The sequence below is a fragment of the Polaribacter marinivivus genome, assembly GCF_042651285.1.
GTDB lineage: Bacteria > Bacteroidota > Bacteroidia > Flavobacteriales > Flavobacteriaceae > Polaribacter > Polaribacter marinivivus.
In genome coordinates, this window is record NZ_JBHSCY010000002.1 from 30,023 (window position 1) to 55,173 (window position 25,151).

The window sequence follows — 25,151 nt, forward strand, 5'->3', positions numbered from 1 at the left end:
ATGGAAACAATAGAACAAGTATTAGAGTCAAAAAATATTCGTGTTACAGCAATGCGTATGTTAATTTATAAGTTTCTTGCAGAAAAAGAGATAGCGGTAACATTAAGTGATATTGAAAATGCTTTCTCAAAAGCAGACAGAACCACTTTATATAGAACTATTAAAACCTTTGAAGAAAAGGCTATTGTGCATCAAATAGACGATGGTACAGGGATTACAAAATATGCATTATGTGAAAAGGGATGTAATTGTGAAATTGAAACCGATTTGCACTTACATTTCCATTGTAATAATTGCAATGAAACCATTTGCTTAACAGAATATAAAATACCTCAAATAAAAGTGCCAAATGGTTTTGTGTCAGAGAATGTAAATTTGGTGGTAAAAGGTATTTGTGATAAATGTAGTGGACAATAATTGCACTTCCATTGCACTGTTTTTAATTGCATTTTTGAAATCAAAGAATTAAGTAATTATGAAAAGTAAATTAGCGATAACAAGTTTGCTTACAGCAATTACAGCTTCATTATGTTGTATAGCCCCAGTTTTGGCTCTAATCGCGGGAACAAGTGGATTTGCTTCAACTTTTTCTTGGATAGAACCATTTAGACCTTACTTAATAGGGCTAACAATAGTAGTTCTTCTATTTGCTTGGTATCAAAAACTAAAACCAGAAAAAGAAATAGACTGTGAATGTGAAACGGATGAAAAACCAAAATTTATGCAGTCAAAAACCTTTTTAGGTGTTGTAACAGTATTCGCAATAGTGTTGTTGGCTTTCCCATACTACTCAAGTATGTTTTATCCCAATTCAGAGAAACAAATTGTTGTCGTTGATAAATCAAATATAAAAATAACAGAGTATAAAATAAGTGGAATGACTTGTGCCAGTTGTGAAGCTCACGTAAACCACGAAGTAAATAAACTTAACGGAATTGTAAACTCAAAAACATCATACGAAAATGGTAACGCAATCATTGAGTATGATAAAACTAAAACAAATGAAGCGGAAATTGAGAAAGCAATTAACGCAACAGGTTATAAAGTAACTGATAAAAAAGAAAATTAATGAAAACCATATTAAAATCGGAAATCACTTGCCCTAACTGCGGACATAAAAAAGAAGAAGATATGCCAACAAATGCTTGTCAATTCTTTTACGAGTGCGAGAATTGTAAAACGGTACTAAAACCAAACGAAGGTGATTGTTGTGTGTATTGTTCTTATGGTACAGTTCCTTGTCCACCAATTCAACAAAACAAAAGTTGTTGCTAAAACAAAACTAAATGAAAAAAAAGAAAGTCAATTTAAGAGATTTAAAACCAAATTCAGAAGAACAACATTCTCACGATGATGGTCACAATCATAGCAATCCTAAAAGTGTTTCAAATTTAAACACCTATTTACCAGCTATTTTCAGTTTCGTAATGTTAATAGTTGGTATTGCTGTAGATTATTTTGAAGCATTTCCTCATTTTTCTGGATGGATTCGTATTCTTTGGTATGTGGTAGCCTATATTCCTGTTGGTTTTCCTGTGGTAAAAGAAGGATGGAAAAATCTTATAAAAGGCGATGTTTTTACCGAGTTCTTTTTAATGTCTATTGCCACAATTGGTGCGTTTATAATTGGTGAATATCCCGAAGGTGTTGCAGTAATGCTATTTTATGCAGTAGGCGAATTATTTCAAAGTGCTGCTGTAAATCGTGCAAAAGGAAATATAAAAGCATTATTAGATGTTAGACCTAAAGAAGCCAATGTATTTCGTGAGGGAGATTATAAAAGTGTTTCGCCTGAAGTTGTCAATATTGGAGAGAAAATTCAAATTCGTGTAGGTGAAAAAATTCCATTGGATGGCATTTTATTATCCGAAAAAGCATCTTTAAATACAGCTGCGTTAACAGGAGAAAGCAAACCAGATTCCATTCAAAAAGAAGCAAAGGTTTACGCAGGTAGTATCAATTTAGAAAGTGTTATTGAAGTTGAGGTAACCAACAAGTTTGAAGATAGTTCTATTGCGAGAATATTAGACTTGGTTCAAAATGCTACAGCTCGTAAGTCTAAAACAGAATTATTCATCAGACAGTTTGCTCGTATCTACACACCAATTGTAGTGTTCTTGGCTATTGGTGTTACTTTTATACCTTACTTTTTTGTAGATGATTATATATTTAGAGATTGGTTATACAGAGCATTAATATTCTTGGTAATATCTTGTCCTTGTGCGTTAGTGATTTCAATTCCATTAGGATATTTCGGTGGATTGGGAGCAGCTTCAAAAAATGGAATATTATTTAAAGGCGCTTCGTTTTTAGATGCAATGACCAAGATAAATACTTTGGTAATGGACAAAACAGGAACGGTTACCAAAGGAATTTTCAAAATTAAAGAAGTAAAAGCAATTAATTGGAAAGAAACCGAATTTATGCAATATTTAATGGCGATGGAAGAGCAATCTACGCATCCAATTGCAAAAGCAATTTTAGAGTATAAAGCAGAAGGAGAAGATTTTGAAGCACAAGACGTTTCTGAAATTGCAGGTAAAGGATTAAAAGGCATTGTAAATGGTAAAACAGTTTTAGTAGGAAATAAAGCCTTAATGACTGCAAATAATATTGAGGTTCCAACGGAAACGGAATCTATTGTAGAATCTATCGTTTTAGTAGCAATCGATAATCAATTTGCAGGTTATGTTGTCATTGCCGATGAATTAAAAGACGATGCAAAAGAAACAATTACTAATTTACATAAAGTAGGAATTAAGAATATTATGATGCTTTCTGGTGATAAAGATTCCATTACCCAACAAGTAGCAAAGGAATTGAATATTGAAAATGCCAAAGGTGGTTTACTACCAGAAGATAAATTAAACGAAGTTGAAATTTTAAAGAAAAATCCTGAAAACCAAATAGCCTTTATTGGTGATGGTATTAACGATGCACCAGTTTTAGCAGCGAGTAATGTTGGTATTGCAATGGGTGGTTTAGGTAGTGATGTAGCAATAGAAACCGCAGACGTCATTATTCAAACAGACCAACCTTTAAAAGTCGTGAGAGCGATTAAAATAAGTCGTTCGACACGAAAAATCGTTTGGCAGAATATTATTTTAGCTTTTGGTGTTAAAGTTATTGTATTGATTTTAGGAGCAGGAGGTTTAGCCACAATGTGGGAAGCAGTTTTTGCAGATGTAGGTGTGGCTTTATTGGCTATTTTAAATGCGGTTAGATTACAAAGAATGTCTTGGAACTAACTATTTTTCCAAATTATTTTTTTAACAGAAAAAAGATTTGTGATAATTTTGTACTTTTGTATTTCTAATGAAAGAATTTTCTCATAAAATATTAGCAATTTTAATGGCTTTTGTAGTATTAATTTCTACAACTTCATTTGCAGTCACAAAACATTTTTGTGGTGGTACACTTGTAGATATTGCTTTTTTTGATGAGGTTTCTACTTGTGGAATGGAAAATCAGAAAACTTCTTCAAATTCTATTTCTGGGTGTTCAATAGTTAAAAAAGACTGTTGTAATGATGTGCAATTATTAATTGAGGGTCAAGACGAACTTCAATTACAAGTTGACAAAATTTCATTTGAACAACAGGTATTCATAGCTTCATTTGTTTACACTTATATCAACCTTTTTGAAGGTTTAGATAAAAATGTATCTTCCTTTGAAGAATATAAACCACCACTCGTCGTCAGGCAAATCTTCAAGATTGACGAGACGTATTTAATTTGATTTTTAAACAATAGACTGTGTTATCCTATGGCTTTATGCTATATGGATAATTTGTTGTATTCGGTGTTTTCTAAACATCAATGTCTAACTGTTTAATAATCAAACTATATGCTTAATAAAGCAATCAAATTTCTTATAGAGAATAAACTCGTTGCAGTACTACTACTCGTTCTTTTCGTAGGATGGGGAACTGTAAATGCACCTTTCAATTGGGATACAGGATTTTTACCAAGCAATCCTGTAGCTGTAGATGCTATACCTGATATAGGTGAAAACCAACAAATTGTATTTACAAAGTGGGATGGTCGTTCACCACAAGATATTGAAGACCAAATTACCTATCCATTAACCACATCCTTGTTAGGTATTCCTGGAGTAAAAACCATTCGTAGTTCTTCTATGTTCGGCTTTTCAAGTATCTATATCATTTTTGAAGAAGATATAGAATTTTACTGGAGTAGAAGTCGTATTCTCGAAAAACTAAACTCATTACCAAGTGGTTTATTACCTGAAGGTGTTAATCCTGCTTTGGGTCCAGATGCAACAGGATTAGGACAAATATTTTGGTACACGCTTGAAGGACGTGATGAAAACGGAAACGTAACTGGTGGTTGGGATTTACAAGAATTACGCAGTATTCAAGATTACTATGTGAAATATGCGCTATCATCTGCAAGTGGTGTTTCTGAAGTCGCTTCAATTGGTGGTTATGTTCAAGAATACCAAGTTGATGTTAATCCTGAATTGATGCGTCAATATAATATTGGATTGCATCACATTGTAAAAGCTGTTAAGGAAAGTAATAAAGACATTGGTGCACAAACTATTGAAATCAATAATGCAGAATATTTAGTACGTGGGTTAGGTTATGTCAAGTCTATTTCAGACATAGAAAATGCAGTAGTTACTTCCGAAGATTATACAGCAATACGAATTAAAGACATCGGAAAAGTATCATTAGGTCCAGCAACAAGACGTGGATTATTAGATAAAGAAGGTGCAGAAGTTGTGGGTGCTGTTGTTGTGGCTCGTTATGGCGCAAACCCAATGGAAGTAATCAATAATGTAAAAGAAAAAATTAATGAATTAAGTGCAGGCTTACCTTCAAAAGTATTAGCAGACGGTAGAACTTCACAAGTAACTATAGTTCCATTTTACGATAGAACAGAATTGATTCAAGAAACGTTAGGCACACTGAATGAAGCCTTAACATTAGAGATACTCATTACCATTTTGGTCATTATCATTATGGTATTCAATCTTCGAGCGTCTGTACTTATATCTGGACTTCTACCAGTTGCGGTTTTAATGGTATTTATAGCAATGAAGTTCTTTGGTGTAGATGCAAACATTGTCGCTTTATCAGGTATTGCAATTGCTATTGGAACAATGGTCGATGTTGGTGTCATACTTTCAGAAAACATCATTAGGCACTTGGACGAAGATGATGGAACACAATCCATCAATACAGTAGTATATAATGCCACAGCCGAAGTATCTGGTGCAATAGTAACCGCAGTAATGACAACAATAATCAGTTTCATTCCTGTATTTACTATGATTGGTGCAGAGGGAAAACTATTTAGACCATTAGCTTTTACAAAAACGTTCGCTTTAACAGCATCTATTATTGTTGCTTTATTTTTAATACCACCATTTGCAGCATTTTTATTCAGAAAGAAAAGCATTAAAAACACTTTTAAATATGTTTTAAATGGTGTTTTAATAGCTTTAGGAATCGTAGCAATAGTCTTTGGGTATTGGTTAGGATTGATTTTGATAGCTTTTGGAATTACAGCACTTCTAAATCTTCAAAATAAAATATCAGACACACAAACTAACCTTATCAATATCATTATTTCAGCATCTGCGATAGTATTCCTATTAGCCGAATATTGGCGACCATTAGGCGTTGATAAAAGCATCTTTTGGAATCTCATTTTTGTAAGTGTTATATGTTTTGGTTTATTAGGTGTTTTTTCGCTATTCATCAAATACTACACACGTATTTTAAAGTGGTGTTTAGATAATAAATTATTGTTTCTATCTGTACCAACAGCTATTGTAATTGCAGGGTTTTTCATTATGAAGAACACAGGCAAAGAGTTTATGCCATCCTTAAATGAAGGCTCATTTCTACTAATGCCAACTTCAATGCCTCATTCTGGCGTAGAAGAAAACAAACGAGTTTTACAGCAATTAGATATGGCAGTTGCCAGTATTCCAGAAATTGAAACAGTTGTGGGTAAAGCAGGTAGAACAGAATCAGCGTTAGACCCAGCACCGCTATCAATGTATGAGAACATTATTCAGTATAAATCAGAATATATGCTGAATGCAGATGGAGAAAGACAACGCTACAAAGTAAATGATGATGGTTTGTTTGAATTAAAAGATGGTCGATTAATTCATAACGAAAATATAGATGTCAGTTCGAGCGCAGTCGAGAACAAAGCGATTAACAAATCAACTTTGTTAAATATCCAAAGCTCTCAACTAATCGAAGATGACGATGGTGAATACTATCGCAATTGGCGACCAGAAATTGAATCACCAGACGATATTTGGAATGAAATTGTAAGAGTCACCAAATTGCCAGGTGTTACGTCAGCACCAAAGCTACAACCTATTGAAACCCGATTGGTAATGCTTCAAACAGGAATGCGAGCACCTATGGGAATTAAGGTAAAAGGTCAAGACTTAAAGCAAATTGAAGCATTTGGCGTCCAATTAGAGAACATTATCAAGGAAGCAGAAGGTGTTAAAGAAGAAGCTGTTTTTGCAGACCGGATAGTTGGTAAACCCTATTTGTTAATTGATATTGATAGAGAGAAAATCGCACGCTACGGTATTTCTATACAAGATGTTCAAGATGTATTAAAAGTTGCAGTTGGTGGTATGGTTTTAACCCAAACAGTTGAAGGTCGTGAGCGATATGGTGTTCGTGTGCGATACCCAAGAGAATTAAGAGCAAATCCAACAGACTTACAACAGATTTATGTGCCAGTTGAAAAAGGCAGTCCTGTTCCTTTAAGCGAATTGGCAACTATTCGTTACGAACAAGGACCACAAGTCATTAAAAGTGAAGATACCTTTTTAGTAGGTTATGTACTGTTCGATAAATTAGATGGTTTTGCAGAAGTAAGCGTTGTTGAAAATGCACAAGCATTGATTCAAGAAAAGATAGATTCTGGTGAGCTAATAGTACCAAAAGGCATCAACTATGCATTCACAGGAACTTACGAAAATCAATTACGAGCAGAAAAAACACTATCTGTTGTTGTGCCATTAGCCTTGGCAATCATCTTTTTAATACTGTATTTCCAATTCCGTTCTGTTGGCACATCATTAATGGTGTTTACAGGTATTGCAGTGGCGTTTGCAGGTGGCTTTATAATGATATGGCTCTATGGTCAAGATTGGTTTTTAAACTTCAGTTTCTTTGGCGAAAATCTGCGTGATTTATTCCAGATGCACCCAATTAATTTAAGTGTGGCTGTTTGGGTAGGCTTTATTGCACTATTTGGTATTGCAACAGATGATGGTGTGGTTATGGCAACGTATTTAACGCAAACTTTTGATAGAAATACACCAGAGAATAAAAAGGAAATTAGAGCGTCCATAGTAGAAGCAGGAGAAAAACGTATCAGACCGTGTTTAATGACTACAGCAACAACCATTCTAGCATTATTGCCAGTATTAACCTCTACAGGACGAGGAAGCGATATTATGATTCCAATGGCAATACCAAGTTTTGGTGGAATGCTCATAGCCTTAATAACCCTATTTGTAGTTCCTGTATTATATAGCTGGAAATCAGAAGTTCAACTTAAAAGAGCATCAAAATGAAACATATAAAAACAGTCTTTTTTCTTTTTTCAATTCTCTTTTGTCTCAAAGGTAACGCCCAACAATTAGAAATTTTAATTAATCAAGCGTTGGAAAACAATCCAGAAATTCAAAAATTCGAGTTACAATACAAAAGAGTTTCAGAAAAAGTAAATGAAGCCAACACGATTCCAAACACCGAATTTGGTGTCGGTTACTTTGTTAGTGAACCCGAAACACGTACAGGCGCTCAACGGTTTAAAGTATCAGCAAAACAAATGTTACCGTGGTTTGGTACAATTACATCAAGAGAAAATTATGTGAGTTCGTTAGCCGATGTAAAATATGAAGACATCGTTATTGCAAAGCGAAAATTGATGGTTTCTGTATCACAATCCTATTATGATTTATACGCCAACAAAGCGAAACAAAGGGTGCTGACAGAAAACATTAAACTATTGGAAACCTATGAAACATTAGCACTAACATCTGTTGAGGTTGGTAAAGCATCTGCTGTAGATGTATTGCGATTACAAATGCGTCAAAACGAAATGCAACAACTCAAAGATGTATTACATCAACAGTTTTTAGCAGAACAAACGAATCTTAATAATCTTTTGAACAGAGAAAATGATGCTGCTGTTAGGGTGGTAGATAGTCTAATGATGCCTTCAGAAGACTTTGAAGTCACTACTAAAAATTTAGCATTGCATCCTGAATTGTTAAAGTATGATAAACTATTTCAATCCATTGAGCAATCAGAATTACTAAACCAAAAAGAAAGCAGTCCTTTGATTGGTTTTGGATTAGACTACATCAATGTTTCTGAAAGACCAGATATGAATTTCTCGGATAACGGTAAAGATATTGTGATGCCTATGGTTTCGGTTTCTATCCCAATTTTTAATAAAAAGTATAAATCTCAAACCAAACAAAATGAGTTGCAACAACAGGAAATTACGGCTCAAAAACAAGAACGATTAAATACTTTGGAAACGCTTTTGAGTAAAGCGATTAATGAACGTATTTCTGCAAGAATAAGTTATGCAACGCAAACAAAGAACTTAAAACAAGCCAAAGATGCTGAAGACATTTTAATCAAAAACTACGAAACAGGAACGATAGATTTTAATGATGTTTTGGATATTCAAGAGCTACAATTAAAGTTTCAAATGAACCAAATAGAGTCTATTAAGGGCTACTATGTGCAAAGCACAATTATTAATTATTTAATTCAGTAAACTATGAAAACAATTAATACTATTTTTTTCTTATTTCTAACATCAATTGCATTTGCCCAAGTAGGAACAAATGGCGATGACAGAAACGAAGAAGGACGATCTATAAAGGAATATAACCTCACTATAGAGGAAAATGAAATGACACTTGCAGGTGTAACAGTAAAAGGTATGACTATCAACGGCAATATTCCTGGTCCAACATTAGAGTTTAATGAAGGAGACCTCGCTATTATTAATGTTACCAACAAAATGAATGAAGAAACCTCTGTGCATTGGCACGGATTAATTCTTCCCAATTTTTACGATGGCGTGCCCTATTTAACAACGCCACCAATAAAACCTGGCACTACATTTCAATATAGAATTCCTATAAACCAATCAGGTACCTATTGGTATCATTCACATACAATGTTGCAAGAGCAAAGTGGAGTTTATGGGTCTATTATCATTCATCCCAAAGAAAAAACTTTAGAATATGATAAAGATTTGGTGGTGCTAATCTCTGATTGGACGAATGAAGACCCTATGAACGTGTTACGAAACCTTAAAAGAGGTAACGAATGGTATCAAGTTAAAAAAGGTACAGCTGTACCGTTAAGTAGAGTTATAAAAGAAGGCGCATTAGGTGCACAATTTAAGTTTTGGCGAGACCGAATGGAAGGTGCAGATATTGCGGACATTTATTATCCTGCCTTTCTATCTAATGGTAAAAAATTGGCGGAATATCCAGAGTTTAAAACGGGAGAAAAGGTAAGACTTCGTTTTATCAACGCCTCTGCATCGACTTACTATTGGATGGATTTTGGAGCAGGTAATCCTACAATCGTTTCAAGCGATGGTGTCGATGTCACACCAGTCAATAAAAGTAGGTTTCTTTTTGGTATCGCAGAAACCTATGACGTAATAGTGACTATTCCAAATGGAACATTGGAAGTTACAGCAACAGCACAAGATGGCTCTGGTAATACATCCATTCGTTTAGGAAGTGGCAAACTTTTTCAAGCAACTGTAATAGATAGACCAGACAAAGTTGCGATGATGAAGCAAATGGCTAAAATGGATATGAAAATGGGAGCACCTGCAATGGCAGGTAATCAAAAGAAAAATACACCTGAAGCTTTAATGAAAAGGTATGGAATGCAAATGGATATGAAAGATGGCAAGATGAACATGGATATGAATAATAAGATGTCTATGAAAGATGGTAAGATGGATAACCAAATGAGTATGAAAATGGACGACCAAAAACCTATGAATATGAATGATAATCATATGCAAATGGAAATGGACAAAAAGATGGATATGAAAAAGGATTCTATGCCAATGAACCATAATATGTCTATGATGCAGAAAGACTCTACATCGTTTGATTACAATACACGTAAAACATATTTCAATTATGATTTTTTAAAGGCAAAAGAAAATACTACTTATAAGGCAGATTTACCTGTAAATGACCTTTTACTCAATCTAACAGGTAATATGCAACGCTATGTGTGGAGTATAAATGGTGTGCCATTATCTGAAACCGATAAGATTAAAATTAAAGGTGGAGAAGTAACCAGAATAACCTTAAATAACTTAACAATGATGCATCACCCAATGCATCTTCACGGTCATTATTTTAGAGTAATTAACGAAAACGGAGAGCGTTCCCCATTAAAACATACGGTTAACGTACCACCAATGCAAAAAGTAGTCATTGAGTTTTATAATGAAGAGTATGGAGATTGGTTTTTCCATTGTCACATTTTATATCATATGATGGGTGGAATGGCTCGTATTTTTAGTTACGATACCCCACGTGATGAAAGAATGAAAGATTTTCCTGTTCAAATGCTGATTGATGAAACAGACCATTATTATTCTTGGGGCTTGTTGCGTGGAGGTTCAAATTTTAATGAACTCTTTTTAATGTCAAGCAATATCCGTAATGGATTTGGTTTAAGGGCAGAGTTCGATTATGACAAAAATCTTGAAGCTGAAATAAATTATGATAGATACCTTAATGACTGGGTACGTCTGTATGTTGGTATTAATACTGAAACTAAAATACCTAATTCTTTCGATGAATTCAATACAGTGGGGCTTGTTGGTGTTAAATATTTTACACCTTACAGGTTCAATGTAGATGTGAGTATGGATAATCAGCTACGCCCAAGGATAAGACTTGACAGAGAATTGTACCTATTTCCAAGAATTTTCCTCGAGGGTGAATACGAATATAGAGCAGACTTTGGATGGGTCAATGATTTAGGAGGCAGTTCTTTTGAGAGTGAAACACAATGGTTGGTTGGTCTTTCATACATCCTGTCAAGAAATTTTTCAGTACAAGCAAACTATAACAATCGTTACGGTTGGGGTGGTGGTCTTTTAGCAAGATTTTAAATACAAATTAAAATATATCAATAACAATTAAATAATAACAAAATGAGAAAATTACTATTGGGATTAAGAGTAGTTACAATAGCATTTGTAACCCTAACAGCAGTGTCTTGTAAAGATGCTAAAACAGATAAGAATGTCACAACAGAACATCATTCAGATATGAAGCACGATAATAGTGATGGTCATCATAATGATAATAAAAAGGAAATGATGAAGAATGAGAATGGCACCTCACAAGCTGTGTTAAATGATTATTTCAATCTTAAGGACGCTTTGGTAGCAGATGACAATGCAAAAGCGAAAAATTTAGGAGGTATGTTGGCTAAATCCCTTAAAGCTTTTGATATTTCTAAATTTTCAGATGATAAGCAAAGTGATTTAAAAGATATTATAGAAGATGCTACTGAACATGCAGAACATATTGCAGAAAGTAATATAGCACACCAGCGAGAACATTTTAAAGTATTGAGTAAAGATATGGTAGATATGATAGCAATTACAGGAACTTCAATGAAAATTTACGAGCAGTTTTGCCCAATGTACGATAACAACAAAGGTGGTGCTTGGTTGAGTATGAACAAAGAAATAAAAAACCCATATTTCGGTGCTAAAATGTTGAAATGCGGTAAAGTACAAAGAGAAATAAACTAAATGAAAATCGCAAAAATCATAGCATGGGTTGCATTGATTGCCTTTGTGGTCATTCAGTTTTTCCCTGTGGATTCTAACCAAAGTGAAACCTTACCACAAACCGATTTTATGCTTGTAAACAACGTACCTGCAACGGTTAAAAAATCGTTGCAGGTTTCCTGCTATGATTGCCATAGTAATAACACACAATACCCTTGGTACAACAAGATGCAACCTATTGCTTGGTTTCTTGAAGGACATATTAAAGAAGGAAAAGAAGAATTGAATTTTAGTGAATGGGGTAACCTTTCCGAAAGAAGAAAAACCAGCAAGTTGAGGTCAATTATCAAACAAATTGAAAGTCGAGAGATGCCTATGAATAGCTATACATTAATTCATAAAGAGGCACAGTTTTCAGAAGCAGAAGCCCAACGAGTTATTGTCTATATAGAAAAATTAAAAGATAGTATAACTAATTAAAAACAAATCCTATGGAACTCAAAAAATCCGTATTACTCATTCTTTTAAGTTTTGCAATTATTAGCAGTTGTAAAAACAAAGAAAAAGTTGAAGAAGAAACGTCAATAAAAGAAGTAGTTATAGATATAAAATCTGAAAAACAGTTAGTTGAAAACGTAATGAAATCATATAAAGATGCTATTCAAAACCTAACAACTGAAGGCACTTTTGAGCTTTTTACACCAAATGCAACCGTATTTGAGCAAGGTAAAGTTGAAGGGACTTACAAAGATTATATTGACCACCATTTAGGACCCGAATTAGGTCATTTTAAAAGCTTTACATTTTCAGATTATGAAATTCATACTACTGTAAATTTACCTTATTCGTATACTACTGAAAACTATTTATATACAATAGTTCTAAAAGGTAATGAAGCTAAAGGCACACAAGAGCGAACTATTGAAAGCAAAGGAGTTGCAACGTCTATTCTTCAAAAAATTGATGGTAGGTGGAAGATAATGCATTCTCATACGTCATTTAGAAAAATAAGATCATAAATGAGCCAAACCCTTTACATAAAAAATATGGTATGTAACCGTTGTAAAATGGCGATACTTAATGTATTAAATAATCAAAATATTGAAGTAAAAAGCATACAACTTGGTAAAATCACAATTGATGAAAATGTAGAGATAAACTATCAAAAACTTGAGGAACAGCTAAATGATTTAGGTTTTGAACTAATTAAAGACCCAGTAGATACATTGATTGAAAAAATCAAGGTAAAACTAATTCAGTATGTAGAAAATAGTAATAACAACACAATTGTAACCTATCTCGAAAATGAGATAGGAAAAAGTTACACAACATTTAGTAAAACATTTAGTAAAAACGAAGGAATAACAATAGAGAAGTATTCCATCAATCTAAAAATTGAAAAGGCAAAAGAATTAATTCAAATGCAAAAACTAAATTTTTCAGAAATCGCATACACTTTAAATTATAAAAATAGTAGTCATTTAGCAAAACAGTTTAAACAAATAACAGGTATGTCTATGACAGATTATAAGAGCTTACAAATTGATACCAGAAAAACTTTGGACAAAATTGTATAAAAAGTATCCCATATTAGAAAAGCTTAAAGTATGCAGTCAAAATAACTTTGTGAGTTAAACTTTTAAAAAATGAAAAAATGAAACACAAATATCAAATTCAAGGAATGACCTGCAAAGGATGTATGAGAACTGTTAATAATGCTTTGTCAGAAGTGGAAGGAGTAGAAAATGTGGAGATTGATTTTGAAACATCAACAGCAACCATAGAAATGACAGCGCATATTTCAATAGACAATTTTGAAAAAGCGCTACAAGAAAAAAAAGCAAAATATCATATTCATCCAGATAAAGGTAATGGCTTAATCACAAGAACTTTTCCAGTTAATGGGATGACCTGTAATGGCTGTAAAGCTCACGTAGAAAAAACACTTTCTTCTGTTGAAGGTGTACAAAGCGTTTCAGTTGATTTAAAAAATGCCGAAGCTACTATAGATATGAAACCAGAAATACCAATTGAAAAGTTTCAAGAGGTTTTAGAAAAAGATGGTGGTACATATAGCATTTTTAAAGCAGGTCAAAGACCTGATGCTAATCAAGAGGAAAAAGAAAAACCAAAAGGACAAGGCACAGGAACATTTTATTGTCCTATGCATTGCGAAGGCGATAAAACGTATGATAAACCAGGAGATTGTCCTGTTTGCGGAATGGATTTGGTCGAAGAACAAAATCTATCAACAGCTACTACTGAACAATGGACTTGTCCAATGCACCCAGAAGTTGTAAAAGATGAAGCAGGGTCGTGTCCTATTTGCGGTATGGATTTAGTACCAATGCAACCAGATGTTTCAGCAGAAGAAAAGACCTATAAAAAATTATTGAAGAAGTTTTGGATAGCAACTGCATTCACATTACCAATATTCTTAATGGCAATGAGCGAAATGCTCAATAACAATCCATTGTACGATATAATGGAACAGAAATATTGGAATTGGATACAGTTTGCATTATCTATTCCAGTTGTATTTTATGCGACTTGGATGTTCTTTGAACGTGCTTTTAGAAGTATTAAAACGTGGAACCTGAATATGTTCACACTCATTGGGATTGGTGCTGGTGTGGCTTGGCTATTTAGTGTAGTTGGGATGCTTATACCTGATGTTTTTCCAGAGCAATTTAAAACAGAGTCAGGTGCAGTACACGTCTATTTTGAGGCAGCAACGGTTATTCTAACCTTGGTGCTTTTAGGACAGTTGTTAGAAGCGCGAGCACATAGCAAAACCAATTCGGCAGTAAAAGAATTATTAAAGTTAGCACCTAATAAAGCCATTAAAATGGTAGATGGTGAAGAAGTTGAAGTCAGTATAGATAAGATAGAATTAAATGATATTCTAAAAGTGAAACCAGGTGATAAAATTCCTGTGGATGGTGTGATAACTGAAGGCGAAACAACCATAGACGAATCTATGATTACAGGAGAACCTATTCCTGTAAACAAATCTCAAGATGATAAAGTAAGTAGCGGAACAATTAATGGGAATCAATCATTCTTGATGAAAGCGGAAAAAGTAGGAAGTGATACGTTACTCTCACAAATCATTCATATGGTTAATGATGCGAGTAGAAGTCGTGCACCCATTCAAAATTTAGCTGATAAAGTATCAGGTTATTTTGTACCAGTTGTAGTTCTTATTTCTATTATCACATTTGTTATTTGGGCAATTTGGGGTCCAGAACCAGCTTATGTGTATGCATTAGTCAATGCAATCGCAGTTCTTATCATTGCCTGTCCTTGTGCTTTAGGTTTAGCAACACCAATGTCTGTAATGGTTGGTGTGGGAAAAGGTGCTCAAAATGGTGTATTGATTAAAAATGCAGAAGCTCTTGAAAAAATGGATAAGGTAAATACACTTATAGTTGATAAAACGGGTACTATTACAGAAGGAAAACCAACAGTAGAAACAGTAGGGACATTTAGCGATACTTTAAACCAAAAAGAGCTACTACAATATATTGCTTCATTAAATACGAATAGTGAACACCCATTAGCAGAAGCTACAATTAAATATGGAAAAGAACACAATACTGAAATAATAAAATCTCAAAACTTTAGTGCTATCACAGGAAAAGGTGTTGAAGCAATAATAAACGATAAAAAAGTAGCATTAGGAAATCCAAAAATGATGGAATATGCCAAAGCAGATATTACTTCTAAAATGAAAGACGAAGCTAAATCTTACCAAAAACAAGGTAAGACAGTTTCTTATTTGTCGATAGATAAAATCGTTGTTGGCTTTGTAGTTATAGGAGATAAAATAAAAGAAACAAGTGCCAAAGCCATTAAAGCACTTCAAGATAAAGGCATTGATGTTATAATGCTTACAGGCGATAATTACGATACAGCACAAGCAGTAGCTTCTGAATTAAATCTCGCAGATTTTAAAGCCAGTATGTTACCAGAAGATAAACTAAAAGAAGTAGAGAAACTACAAGAAAAAGGCAAAGTAGTTGCTATGGCAGGTGATGGTATTAATGATGCGCCAGCATTGGCAAAAAGTGATGTAGGTATTGCAATGGGTACAGGAACAGATGTGGCGATAGAAAGTGCAATGATAACCTTGGTAAAAGGTGATTTACACGGAATAGTAAAGGCTAAAAATTTAAGTCATTCCGTAATGAGAAACATAAAGCAAAATTTATTTTTTGCTCTCATCTACAACACATTAGGTGTGCCAGTTGCAGCAGGCGTATTATTCCCATTCTTTGGCATTTTATTGTCGCCAATGATAGCTGCCTTAGCTATGAGTTTTAGCTCGGTTTCTGTAATAGTAAACGCATTAAGATTAAGAAATATAAAAATATAATTATGAAGAATTTAATAGTAGTATTTGTGTTAACGATTTCAGTTTTAAGCTGTAAAAATCAGGAACAGAAAAAAGATGATCATCAACACCACAAAGTTGAAAAGAAAGAAACATCAAAGAAGAAACCATTAAGCCCACACACATCTACAATGGCAATGATTGGTGATGCACATATTCATATAGACTATTCATCACCAGGTGTTAGAGGGCGTATCATCTTTGGTGGATTAGTGGGTTATGATAATGTCTGGCAAGCAGGCGCACATAATGCCACTTGGATTGAAACTAATAAAGATTTAATTATAAATGATAAGGTACTTCCAAAAGGTAAATATGGGTTTTTCACGATTCCTTCAAAAGAGGATTGGACTATAATGATTAATAAAAACTGGAATCAGCACGGTAAAGACGATTATAATGAAAATGATGATGTAATAAGATTTAAAGTGGCGCCAAATATTTCAGACAAAATTACAGAGCATTTAGAATATAAAGTAAATAAGATTAGTGAAACAGAGGGAAGTATTTCTCTTGCTTGGGAGAAGGTAACAATTAGCTTTCCATTCAAAATAAATCAATAAAATGGTAAACAGGCATACAGCATTAAAAATAAGGAAAACACATCGCTATTTAGGTTTGTTTTTGGGTATTCAGTTTTTGTTTTGGACTATTAGTGGTTTATACTTTAGTTGGACAAATATTGATGAGATACACGGTGACCATTTTAAAAATATGGAATATCAACCTAAAGCATTTAACAACCTCATTAGTCCATCACAGCTTAATGTTTCACAAGGTATCAATAATATTGAGTTGAGAGACATTAATAATTTGCCTTACTACTGGGTAAATAAAAAACAATTATACAGTGCTATTGATGGAAGCCCAAAGAATAGCATCACAAAAGAGGAAGCACTTTATATAGCAAAAAACTATATGAAAAGTGATTTGGTAGTTGAAAATGTAGAGCAAATTAATGAGACTGGAAAGCACCACGAGTATAGAGAAAAGTTATTGCCAGCTTATGTGATTTCTTATAAATCTGACGAAGCCTTAAAAGCTTATGTATCTGTAAAAGATGGAAAATTTCAAACTGTAAGACATCGTAGTTGGCGTTGGTTCGACTTTTTATGGATGACGCACACAATGGATTATGAAGGTAGAGACAACTTTAATACAATGGTTTTAAGAGCCTTTTCTCTATTAGGACTAATTACTGTATTAAGCGGATTTTTGCTTTGGTTTACTTCCTCACCTACGATTAGAAAATTTAAAGAGAGAAGAAAATAATATTAATACTAAAAACAAAAATTATGAACACACAAGAACACACAAACAACGATAATAAAGGTATGTGCAATTACACTAAATTCTTTTTGATGTTAGGCTCATCATTTGTTGCAATGTATATCACAATGTACTTAAATACTTATGAATTTGACCACGTATGGTTTAGTCTAACACGATTTTATATGGTCTGTTTAGGTATTGCAGCTATGGCTTTAATTATGTTTTTCTTTATGAAGAATATGTACAAGAATAAAAGAAAAAATATTGGTATTGTATTAGGTAGCATCGTCCTTTTCCTTGGTGCTTTAGGTTTAGTACGTGACCAAAAATCAACCGTAGGTGATGTACTTTGGATGAAGGGTATGATACCACATCATTCCATAGCAATTCTAACAAGCGAAAGAGCAGATATAAAAGACCCAGAAGTTAAACAATTAGCAGAGGATATTATTAAAGCACAGAAAAAGGAAATAGAAGAAATGAAAGCAATGATAAAACGATTAGAAAATGAAAAATAATAAAATAGTCATATACATAGGTTTATTGGCAGTAGGTTTGCTCTTGGGTTGGTTCCTATTTGGTGGTTCATCAAAAGAAGAAACAGAGCATAATCACGACAAGGTTTCAGAAACCAATCAAATGTGGACGTGTTCAATGCATCCACAAATTATGCAACCAGAACCAGGAGACTGCCCTATTTGTGGTATGGATTTAATTCCTGCCGAAAGTGGAAGTGATGGCCTGTTAGCAGACCAATTCAAATTAACCGAAAATGCGATGGCATTAGCCAATATCCAAACGACTGTTGTTGGTAAAGGAAATGTTGAAGGTAATACGATTAAGCTATCTGGTAAAATTGCTGAAAATGAAGAAGCAAACGCTGTACAAGTCAGTTATTTTTCAGGCAGAATAGAACGATTGAATGTCAGTTTTACAGGCGAAGAAGTTCGTAAAGGTCAATTATTGGCAACCATTTATTCGCCAGAATTGTATGCGGCACAACAAGAGTTAATTACGGCAGCCTCATTAAAAGAATCGCAACCTGCATTATATAAGGCAGTTCGTAATAAATTGAAGTTGTGGAAACTTTCTGAAAGTCAAATCAATCAGATTGAAGAAACCCAAAAAGTAAAAGAAAACTTTCCAGTTTATGCAACCGTTTCAGGAACAGTTACCGAAAAATTGGTAGAACAAGGCGATTACATCAAACAAGGTCAACCATTGCTTAAAATTGCAAATCTCAATAAGGTTTGGGCAAACTTTGATGTCTATGAAAATCAAATCGATTTATTTAAAAAGGGACAAGAAGTTTTAGTGACTACAAACGCTTATGTTAATAAGAAATTTAAAGGGAGAGTAGATTTCATTGACCCAATATTAAATACCAAAACAAGAACGGTAACCTTGCGTGTAGTTCTTAATAACAAAGAAGATGTATTTAAACCAGGAATGTTTGTGTCTGCAAAGATTAATGGTGTTGTAAATGAAAATAAAGAAGTCCTAACAATTCCTGCATCTTCTGTATTATGGACAGGTGAACGTTCTGTTGTGTATTTAAAAACCAATCCAGATGAATCCGTTTTTGAAATGCGTGAAGTGAAATTAGGAAATCAAATAGGAAATGAATATGAGGTTTTGGAAGGATTGTTTGCAGGTAATGAAATAGTAACTAACGGAACATTTACAGTTGATGCAGCAGCCCAATTACAAGGTAAAAAATCAATGATGAATAAAGATGGTGGTAAAGTAATGACTGGTCACGAAGGGCATTTAGGTATGAATAATAATGTATCAAAAAAAGAAAGTGGCCATACTAATATGAACCAAAGATTGAAAGTATCAGAGAAATTTCAAGAACAACTAAAAGATGTTTACAATGTCTATATCAATTTAAAAGATGCTTTAATTAAGGACGATGTAATCAATAGTTCAAAAAATGCATCAGCTTTAGCATCAAGTTTAAGTAAGGTAGATATGAAATTACTTAAAGATGAAGCACACAATCATTGGATGTCATTAGTCAAAGAAATACAATCTTCTGCAACAGCTATTTCTAAAACCTCTGATATAAAGGCACAAAGAGACCATTTCAAACATCTATCATCACATTTAATAAATACTGTACAACTGTTTGGTGTTAAGGAAAAAGTGTATGTTGAGTATTGTCCTATGGCAGATAACAATAACGGAGCCTATTGGTTAAGTAAAGAAGAACAAATCTTGAATCCATATTTTGGTGACGCAATGCTTAAATGTGGTGAGGTTAAACAAACAATAGAATAAATAAACACAGATAATAATTAAATTTTTAAAAATGAAGAAAGTAATTTTAAGTGTAGCTTTAATAGTAGCTATAGGTTTAACAAGTTGTAAAAACGTAACTAAAAAAGTTGAAGAAACTACAACAACAGTAGTGTCAAAAGAAATTGCAATGACAGATTTATCTTTTGGTGTGAGAGGTAATTGTGGTATGTGTAAAAGTACAATTGAAAAAGCAGCCAATAGTGTTGAAGGTGTTGCAAGTGCCAATTGGGATGTCGATAAAAAGAAGATTGACGTTTCTTTTGATGATACCAAAACAGACGCTATGACAATTCACAAAGCTATTGCAGCTTCAGGATATGATACTGAAAAAGTTGCAGGTAGTGAAGAAGCCTATAAAGATTTACCAGGTTGTTGTAAATACGACCACGAAATGATGATGAATCAGTCTGGTGAAGTTAAAGAAGATGACCATTCAAATCACGACCATTAAGCCAATAATTTAAGAGTCTTTTTCGAAAGGCTCTTTTTTATTCCCCACAACCCAAAACCCAGTTTTTTCGTACCTCAAAATTCTCTGTCTTTTGTGTTGTTCCGCTTACCTCACAAGTTCAGCGTTTTTTTGTCTTTAAGGTAATAGCATATTACAGCTTTGGTTTTCATAAAATCAAACCAAACTGCAATAAGCTATTCTGTTATTATTTTATCATAAAACCCTAAACTCACCCAAGCTATGTTACATAATACAAGTTATAGTAGCAAAAATCCTTTCAAGGGTTTGCTAACGCAGTATTCTTATATTTTCGTAGCTATAACTGGTATTATGTAAAATATCCGCTTATCCCACGCTCACATTGGAACATACAACCACATTTAGAACTATAATGAAACAGTAGTAAGATAAAGTAGGTTAGTATATTAATTATCTCATTCATCTGCATAAAACCATCGTTAAGTCCAAGTATTCCTTACCTCAAGTCTTTGTTTGTTTCATTTCGTTAACAAATATCAAGAAACATAGTACTGTAATTGAAAGTCATTAGATTGTGCAAAACTTGAAAATGAAGTACATAAAAAAATAAAAAAGAAAGCAAATATAGGTAGCTTCCATCTGCCAACGCTCAATACTGTAAAGGTCAAGCCCTACGGGTTTTGAATAAAACTTTTTTAAGAAGCAATCGTAATAGGTTTCAAGATTTTAGAGTAAAAAACTTTTACCCAAAAACCTTGACAGCATCATCCACGCTACCTTTAACATTGGCTATCTTTTTTCTTTTCTTCAAAAAAATTATGGCAAAAGAAAAAGCCCTACAATAAAAATTATAGGACTCTTTCAGCTTCAAAGGTCAGAATGAAACTATGCTACTTCAACGATATTTAAAACGTTATATGCGCCATTTTTAAGCGGATACTGAACACCGTTAATCTCTTGGAAGAACTCTACTAATAAAACGAATATATCGTTTCCTGTGCCTGTTGGAACACCTGCAGGCATTAGTGTTTGAGTTGCAGAGGTTGAATCTATCGGAATATTTACAGTTGGACTGTATTCAATTGAATTATCTGTTGTAACAAAGTCAACTTTAAGAAATGCCGAACTTAAACTTACGTGTGTTGCGCCACTTGGATAAGCAATATCATTCGCAGGAGTTAAATTTGGAATCGTAATTTCACCAGTTGCACCATCTACAGTAAAAGGAGCAAATAAAACAGCACTTAAAATGGCTCTATTATTGAAATCCAAGCCTTTTAATGTGGCTTTACCTTCTGGTGTTGCTAATCCTGTAGCGACATTTCTTTGTCCTCTTACAGAGGTTGTATCAAAGTTTTTAATTTGTGTCATTTTTTGAGTAACACGACTTGAAACTCGATTGTCTTTTGCTCTAATCATTAAGTTTCTTACAGACGTTCTCAATAACTTACCAGATGATGCAGAACTTCCAAATTCTGAACCGTTTTCACGAGTACGCTCAAACGCTGGGTCATTTTGAATACGCTCTTTAGAAACACCGCCTTTAGTTTTTACTAAATAACCCTCTTTTGCTTTGTAAAAAGTTAGGTTGTCTAACGTTCCCTCTAACTTAATAATACCTTTTAATTTTGCCATAACTAATACATTTTTTGATGATGAATATCAAATATACGAGCTATTGACTGTCAATGTATTAGAGTGCTTCCGTGGTGTTTATAAGTTGCCAAAACTTCCGTTTTAGTTAGTTTTTTCAATGGGATATTAATCGTATATTGTATATAAGTGCTTTATAGCAACGGTATAGATAAAGTATAGTTAGAGTATTAATTTTAAATTTAAAGTGAATGAGTAGAATCTGTATTTACCCTAAAGACGTGCAGGTAGTAACAGGAAAGAGTGAGCGTTATGGCAGAACAATAATCAAAGCGATTAAAGAACGCCTTAACAAAGAAGCTCATCAGTTAGTTACTATCGATGAATTTTGCGATTTTATGGGCTTTGAAATCAGTAAAGTACAAGGATTAATCAAGTAAATTCCTTATCTTTACTACAAGGTATAAAGGTGACCTATTAGGTGACCCAACAATGGTACAGGACTGAAACAGTAATAAATAAAGGCACTACGGAAGAGGTTCACTTACCTCTTTCTCCGCAAAAACCTTATAACAATAGTTGTAAGGTTTTTTTATTTATATTTATTTCATGGACTTATTTTCTTCAGAAAAAATACAAAATATACTTCCATTTGATGGTATAACCAATTATCATGGAATAATTTTAAATAAAACTCAATGTGATTTTTACTATAACTCTCTTTTAGAAAATATAAATTGGAAAAATGATGAAGCCATAATATTTGGAAAATTAATTGTAACTAAAAGAAAGGTAGCTTGGTATGGTGATTCAGAATATGATTATACTTATTCTAAAATCACAAAAAAAGCAAATCTTTGGACAAAAGAATTATTAGCATTAAAAGAAATTGTGGAAAAAGAAAGTAATGAAACATATAATTCTTGCCTGCTTAACTTATATCATTCAGGAGAGGAAGGAATGGCTTATCATTCTGATGGTGAAAAAATGCTAAAAAAAAATGGGGCTATAGCCTCTTTATCATTAGGAGCAGAAAGAAAATTTTCTTTTAAGCATAAAAAAAATAAACAAAGAATTGATGTTTTTTTAGAAAATGGGAGTTTGTTAGTAATGAAAGAAGGAACACAAACAAACTGGTTACATAGATTACCACCCACAAAAAAAGTGAACTCACCCAGAATTAATCTTACTTTTAGAACAATAGAATTGTAATTGAATTCTTACTTTTACTCAAATTATTTTTTTTGGAAAACAACAATCAACAATCTATAAACCTAAATAAATTTATCAGCTCTACTGGAATGTGTTCTAGAAGAGATGCTGAAAAATTAATTATAGAAGGTAGGGTTACTATTAATGGAAAATCTACTCAATTAGGCAATAGAGTTTTTGAGAATGATGTTGTAAAAATTGATGGTAAAACCATTGAAAGTAAGCAAAAAACACTTTACATTGCTCTAAATAAACCAATTGGCATTGTTTCTACAACTGATTCTAAAGAGAAAAAAAATATAGTTAAACAAATTAATCATCCACAACGTTTATTTCCAATAGGTCGTTTAGATAAGCCATCTGAAGGGTTAATTTTTTTAACTAATGATGGTGATATTGTCAATAAAATTCTAAGAGCTGGTAACAATCATGAAAAAGAATATTTAGTTAGTGTTAATAAGAAAATTGACGATCAATTCATACATAAAATGAGTAATGGAATTCCTATTTTAGGTACAGTTACTAAAAAATGTAAAGTAGAAAAGCTATCAGAAAAAGTTTTTAAAATCATCTTAGTTCAAGGGTTAAACAGACAGATTAGAAGGATGTGCGAATATTTAGGTTATGAAGTAACTAAATTAAAACGTACTAGAATTATGAATATTACTCTTGGAAATTTAAAGCCCGGAGATTGGAGAGAATTAACGGAAGATGAGTTAAAGGTTATTAATAAAATGATAGCTACTTCATCTAAAACTGAAGAAGCCTCAGTTATTAAAGAGACTTTAAAGAGACCAAAATCTAAAAGAAATCATTCGCCTAGTAAAAATGACTTTAATAAAAAAAGTGCTTCTTTTAGAAAATCATCACCAAAAAATAAAAAGAAAAATAATGGTTTTTCTTCAAAAAAGAAACGACGATTTTAGTAGATATCTTTAAGATTAATTTAGTTTTTCATTGTATACATAAATGGTATCTTTGCCGACAATGATATTCGATTTAAAATCTACAGACCCAAAAAGTAAGGCTAGAGCAGGTGTTATAAAAACTGATCATGGAGTTATTGAAACACCAATTTTTATGCCAGTTGGTACAGTTGGTACAGTAAAAGGTGTACATCAAACTGAATTAAAAAATGAAATAAATCCTGATATTATTTTAGGAAATACATACCATTTATACTTACGTCCAAAATTAGAAGTTTTAGAAGCAGCAGGAGGTTTACATAAGTTTATGAATTGGGATAGAAATATTCTTACAGATTCTGGAGGGTATCAAGTGTATTCACTTTCTGGAAGAAGAAAGATTAATGAAGAAGGTGTAAAATTTAAGAGTCATATAGATGGTTCAACGCATTTTTTTACTCCAGAAAATGTCATGGAAATTCAACGAACCATTGGTGCAGACATTATTATGGCTTTTGATGAATGTACTCCTTATCCTTGTGAGTACAATTATGCAAAACGTTCTATGCATATGACTCATAGATGGTTAGATAGATGTATGAATCATTTAGAAAAGTTACCTTTTAAATATGGATATGAGCAAACATTCTTTCCTATTGTGCAAGGTAGTACTTATAAAGATTTACGAAGACAGTCTGCAGAATATATAGCTAATGCTGGTGCACAAGCCAATGCAATTGGAGGTCTTTCTGTTGGTGAACCAGCAGAGGAAATGTATGCTATGACTGAGGTAGTTACAGAAATTTTACCTGAAGATAAACCTCGTTATTTAATGGGTGTAGGAACTCCAATAAACATCCTAGAAAATATTGCTTTAGGGATTGATATGTTTGATTGTGTGATGCCTACCAGAAATGCAAGAAATGGCATGTTATTTACAGCACATGGAACTATAAATATCAAAAATAAAAAATGGGAAAAAGATTTTTCTCCTATTGATGAAATGGGTATCACTTATGTAGATACATTATATTCTAAAGCATATTTAAGACACTTATTTGCAGCCAAAGAAATGTTAGGTAAACAAATTGCGTCTATCCATAATTTAGGATTTTATTTATGGTTGACTAGAGAAGCAAGAAAGCATATTTTAGCAGGAGATTTTAGAGAATGGAAAGATAAAATGGTAAAACAAATGGATAAACGTTTGTAAT

Annotated in this window: 23 protein-coding genes; 22 read left to right on the forward strand and 1 reads right to left on the reverse strand. The window is 33.1% G+C overall.

Features of this window, described 5'->3' with window-relative positions; translation table 11 throughout:
• The 18 genes from ACFOWD_RS08180 (at position 1) to ACFOWD_RS08265 (ending at position 20,248) form a co-directional block, all read left to right on the forward strand.
• A complete protein-coding gene (locus ACFOWD_RS08180; protein WP_377409664.1) occupies positions 1 to 417 on the forward strand; it encodes a Fur family transcriptional regulator in 417 nt (138 codons plus the stop codon).
• Between the two features lie 58 nt (positions 418 to 475).
• Positions 476 to 1,069, forward strand: coding sequence for a mercuric transport protein MerTP (gene merTP, locus ACFOWD_RS08185; protein WP_377409666.1), 594 nt, complete (start codon positions 476 to 478; stop codon positions 1,067 to 1,069).
• On the forward strand, positions 1,069 to 1,275 hold the full coding sequence (locus tag ACFOWD_RS08190) for a GDCCVxC domain-containing (seleno)protein (RefSeq protein WP_084176750.1): 207 nt from the start codon (positions 1,069 to 1,071) through the stop codon (positions 1,273 to 1,275). Before merTP ends, ACFOWD_RS08190 begins: the two co-directional genes overlap by 1 nt.
• A gap of 11 nt (positions 1,276 to 1,286) precedes the next feature.
• Positions 1,287 to 3,248: a heavy metal translocating P-type ATPase gene (locus tag ACFOWD_RS08195; protein ID WP_377409668.1), complete on the forward strand. Its 1,962-nt coding sequence runs from the start codon at positions 1,287 to 1,289 to the stop codon at positions 3,246 to 3,248.
• Positions 3,249 to 3,315: 67 nt separating this feature from the next.
• Positions 3,316 to 3,738, forward strand: a complete 423-nt coding sequence (locus ACFOWD_RS08200) for an HYC_CC_PP family protein (RefSeq protein ID WP_377409669.1) — start codon at positions 3,316 to 3,318, stop codon at positions 3,736 to 3,738.
• A gap of 108 nt (positions 3,739 to 3,846) precedes the next feature.
• Positions 3,847 to 7,587: an efflux RND transporter permease subunit gene (locus tag ACFOWD_RS08205; protein ID WP_377409671.1), complete on the forward strand. Its 3,741-nt coding sequence runs from the start codon at positions 3,847 to 3,849 to the stop codon at positions 7,585 to 7,587.
• A complete protein-coding gene (locus ACFOWD_RS08210; protein WP_377409673.1) occupies positions 7,584 to 8,807 on the forward strand; it encodes a TolC family protein in 1,224 nt (407 codons plus the stop codon). The genes ACFOWD_RS08205 and ACFOWD_RS08210 overlap by 4 nt, the downstream gene beginning before the upstream one ends.
• Positions 8,808 to 8,810: 3 nt before the next feature.
• Positions 8,811 to 11,195, forward strand: a complete 2,385-nt coding sequence (locus ACFOWD_RS08215; RefSeq protein ID WP_377409674.1) for a multicopper oxidase domain-containing protein — start codon at positions 8,811 to 8,813, stop codon at positions 11,193 to 11,195.
• A 42-nt stretch (positions 11,196 to 11,237) separates the two neighbouring features.
• Positions 11,238 to 11,846 carry a DUF3347 domain-containing protein gene (locus ACFOWD_RS08220; RefSeq protein ID WP_377409676.1) on the forward strand — a complete coding sequence of 203 codons (609 nt, stop codon included), beginning with the start codon at positions 11,238 to 11,240 and terminating at the stop codon, positions 11,844 to 11,846.
• Positions 11,847 to 12,305: a heme-binding domain-containing protein gene (locus tag ACFOWD_RS08225; protein ID WP_377409678.1), complete on the forward strand. Its 459-nt coding sequence runs from the start codon at positions 11,847 to 11,849 to the stop codon at positions 12,303 to 12,305.
• 11 nt (positions 12,306 to 12,316) lie between these two features.
• Positions 12,317 to 12,844: a nuclear transport factor 2 family protein gene (locus ACFOWD_RS08230; protein WP_377409680.1), complete on the forward strand. Its 528-nt coding sequence runs from the start codon at positions 12,317 to 12,319 to the stop codon at positions 12,842 to 12,844.
• A gap of 48 nt (positions 12,845 to 12,892) precedes the next feature.
• The gene (locus tag ACFOWD_RS08235) at positions 12,893 to 13,402 is read left to right on the forward strand and encodes a helix-turn-helix domain-containing protein (protein ID WP_377409682.1); all 510 of its coding nucleotides are present in this window, start codon (positions 12,893 to 12,895) and stop codon (positions 13,400 to 13,402) included.
• A 77-nt stretch (positions 13,403 to 13,479) separates the two neighbouring features.
• On the forward strand, positions 13,480 to 16,203 hold the full coding sequence (locus ACFOWD_RS08240) for a heavy metal translocating P-type ATPase (protein ID WP_377409684.1): 2,724 nt from the start codon (positions 13,480 to 13,482) through the stop codon (positions 16,201 to 16,203).
• Between the two features lie 2 nt (positions 16,204 to 16,205).
• On the forward strand, positions 16,206 to 16,784 hold the full coding sequence (locus ACFOWD_RS08245; RefSeq protein WP_377409687.1) for a DUF2911 domain-containing protein: 579 nt from the start codon (positions 16,206 to 16,208) through the stop codon (positions 16,782 to 16,784).
• Between the two features lies 1 nt (position 16,785).
• A complete protein-coding gene (locus ACFOWD_RS08250) occupies positions 16,786 to 17,493 on the forward strand; it encodes a PepSY domain-containing protein (RefSeq protein WP_377409689.1) in 708 nt (235 codons plus the stop codon).
• 23 nt (positions 17,494 to 17,516) lie between these two features.
• On the forward strand, positions 17,517 to 18,011 hold the full coding sequence (locus tag ACFOWD_RS08255; RefSeq protein WP_377409691.1) for a DUF305 domain-containing protein: 495 nt from the start codon (positions 17,517 to 17,519) through the stop codon (positions 18,009 to 18,011).
• Positions 18,001 to 19,776: an efflux RND transporter periplasmic adaptor subunit gene (locus tag ACFOWD_RS08260; RefSeq protein WP_377409694.1), complete on the forward strand. Its 1,776-nt coding sequence runs from the start codon at positions 18,001 to 18,003 to the stop codon at positions 19,774 to 19,776. The genes ACFOWD_RS08255 and ACFOWD_RS08260 overlap by 11 nt, the downstream gene beginning before the upstream one ends.
• Positions 19,777 to 19,807: 31 nt before the next feature.
• A complete protein-coding gene (locus tag ACFOWD_RS08265; protein WP_377409696.1) occupies positions 19,808 to 20,248 on the forward strand; it encodes a heavy-metal-associated domain-containing protein in 441 nt (146 codons plus the stop codon).
• A gap of 864 nt (positions 20,249 to 21,112) precedes the next feature.
• Here ACFOWD_RS08265 and ACFOWD_RS08270 read toward each other — a convergent pair.
• On the reverse strand, positions 21,113 to 21,862 hold the full coding sequence (locus ACFOWD_RS08270) for a hypothetical protein (protein ID WP_377409699.1): 750 nt from the start codon (positions 21,860 to 21,862) through the stop codon (positions 21,113 to 21,115).
• Between the two features lie 209 nt (positions 21,863 to 22,071).
• On the opposite strand from ACFOWD_RS08270, the gene ACFOWD_RS08275 reads away from it, so the two are divergent.
• The 4 genes from ACFOWD_RS08275 to tgt all read left to right on the forward strand — a co-directional run bounded on the left by ACFOWD_RS08275 (position 22,072) and on the right by tgt (position 25,150).
• On the forward strand, positions 22,072 to 22,260 hold the full coding sequence (locus tag ACFOWD_RS08275; RefSeq protein WP_035325018.1) for a hypothetical protein: 189 nt from the start codon (positions 22,072 to 22,074) through the stop codon (positions 22,258 to 22,260).
• Positions 22,261 to 22,429: 169 nt separating this feature from the next.
• Positions 22,430 to 23,032 (forward strand): alpha-ketoglutarate-dependent dioxygenase AlkB family protein, encoded by a 603-nt coding sequence (locus ACFOWD_RS08280; RefSeq protein WP_377409702.1) that lies wholly within the window; start codon positions 22,430 to 22,432, stop codon positions 23,030 to 23,032.
• A gap of 32 nt (positions 23,033 to 23,064) precedes the next feature.
• Entirely contained in the window at positions 23,065 to 23,958 is an 894-nt protein-coding gene (rluF, locus tag ACFOWD_RS08285) for a 23S rRNA pseudouridine(2604) synthase RluF (RefSeq protein WP_377409705.1), read from the forward strand.
• 61 nt (positions 23,959 to 24,019) lie between these two features.
• Positions 24,020 to 25,150 (forward strand): tRNA guanosine(34) transglycosylase Tgt, encoded by a 1,131-nt coding sequence (gene tgt, locus ACFOWD_RS08290; protein ID WP_377409707.1) that lies wholly within the window; start codon positions 24,020 to 24,022, stop codon positions 25,148 to 25,150.
• Position 25,151: the final 1 nt, after the last annotated feature.

Excerpts from the sequence above, each read along its gene's own strand:
- ACFOWD_RS08255 (WP_377409691.1), top strand. The coding sequence starts at position 17,517 with ATGAACACACAAGAACACACAAACAACGATAATAAAGGTATGTGCAAT.
- ACFOWD_RS08250 (WP_377409689.1), top strand. The coding sequence starts at position 16,786 with ATGGTAAACAGGCATACAGCATTAAAAATAAGGAAAACACATCGCTAT.
- ACFOWD_RS08275 (WP_035325018.1), top strand. The coding sequence starts at position 22,072 with ATGAGTAGAATCTGTATTTACCCTAAAGACGTGCAGGTAGTAACAGGA.
- ACFOWD_RS08240 (WP_377409684.1), top strand. The coding sequence starts at position 13,480 with ATGAAACACAAATATCAAATTCAAGGAATGACCTGCAAAGGATGTATG.
- ACFOWD_RS08215 (WP_377409674.1), top strand. The coding sequence starts at position 8,811 with ATGAAAACAATTAATACTATTTTTTTCTTATTTCTAACATCAATTGCA.
- ACFOWD_RS08225 (WP_377409678.1), top strand. The coding sequence starts at position 11,847 with ATGAAAATCGCAAAAATCATAGCATGGGTTGCATTGATTGCCTTTGTG.
- ACFOWD_RS08245 (WP_377409687.1), top strand. The coding sequence starts at position 16,206 with ATGAAGAATTTAATAGTAGTATTTGTGTTAACGATTTCAGTTTTAAGC.
- ACFOWD_RS08195 (WP_377409668.1), top strand. The coding sequence starts at position 1,287 with ATGAAAAAAAAGAAAGTCAATTTAAGAGATTTAAAACCAAATTCAGAA.
- ACFOWD_RS08235 (WP_377409682.1), top strand. The coding sequence starts at position 12,893 with ATGGCGATACTTAATGTATTAAATAATCAAAATATTGAAGTAAAAAGC.
- ACFOWD_RS08230 (WP_377409680.1), top strand. The coding sequence starts at position 12,317 with ATGGAACTCAAAAAATCCGTATTACTCATTCTTTTAAGTTTTGCAATT.
- tgt (WP_377409707.1), top strand. The coding sequence starts at position 24,020 with ATGATATTCGATTTAAAATCTACAGACCCAAAAAGTAAGGCTAGAGCA.
- ACFOWD_RS08190 (WP_084176750.1), top strand. The coding sequence starts at position 1,069 with ATGAAAACCATATTAAAATCGGAAATCACTTGCCCTAACTGCGGACAT.
- ACFOWD_RS08260 (WP_377409694.1), top strand. The coding sequence starts at position 18,001 with ATGAAAAATAATAAAATAGTCATATACATAGGTTTATTGGCAGTAGGT.
- ACFOWD_RS08280 (WP_377409702.1), top strand. The coding sequence starts at position 22,430 with ATGGACTTATTTTCTTCAGAAAAAATACAAAATATACTTCCATTTGAT.
- ACFOWD_RS08265 (WP_377409696.1), top strand. The coding sequence starts at position 19,808 with ATGAAGAAAGTAATTTTAAGTGTAGCTTTAATAGTAGCTATAGGTTTA.
- ACFOWD_RS08205 (WP_377409671.1), top strand. The coding sequence starts at position 3,847 with ATGCTTAATAAAGCAATCAAATTTCTTATAGAGAATAAACTCGTTGCA.
- ACFOWD_RS08270 (WP_377409699.1), bottom strand. The coding sequence starts at position 21,862 with ATGGCAAAATTAAAAGGTATTATTAAGTTAGAGGGAACGTTAGACAAC.
- ACFOWD_RS08180 (WP_377409664.1), top strand. The coding sequence starts at position 1 with ATGGAAACAATAGAACAAGTATTAGAGTCAAAAAATATTCGTGTTACA.
- ACFOWD_RS08200 (WP_377409669.1), top strand. The coding sequence starts at position 3,316 with ATGAAAGAATTTTCTCATAAAATATTAGCAATTTTAATGGCTTTTGTA.
- ACFOWD_RS08220 (WP_377409676.1), top strand. The coding sequence starts at position 11,238 with ATGAGAAAATTACTATTGGGATTAAGAGTAGTTACAATAGCATTTGTA.
- merTP (WP_377409666.1), top strand. The coding sequence starts at position 476 with ATGAAAAGTAAATTAGCGATAACAAGTTTGCTTACAGCAATTACAGCT.
- ACFOWD_RS08210 (WP_377409673.1), top strand. The coding sequence starts at position 7,584 with ATGAAACATATAAAAACAGTCTTTTTTCTTTTTTCAATTCTCTTTTGT.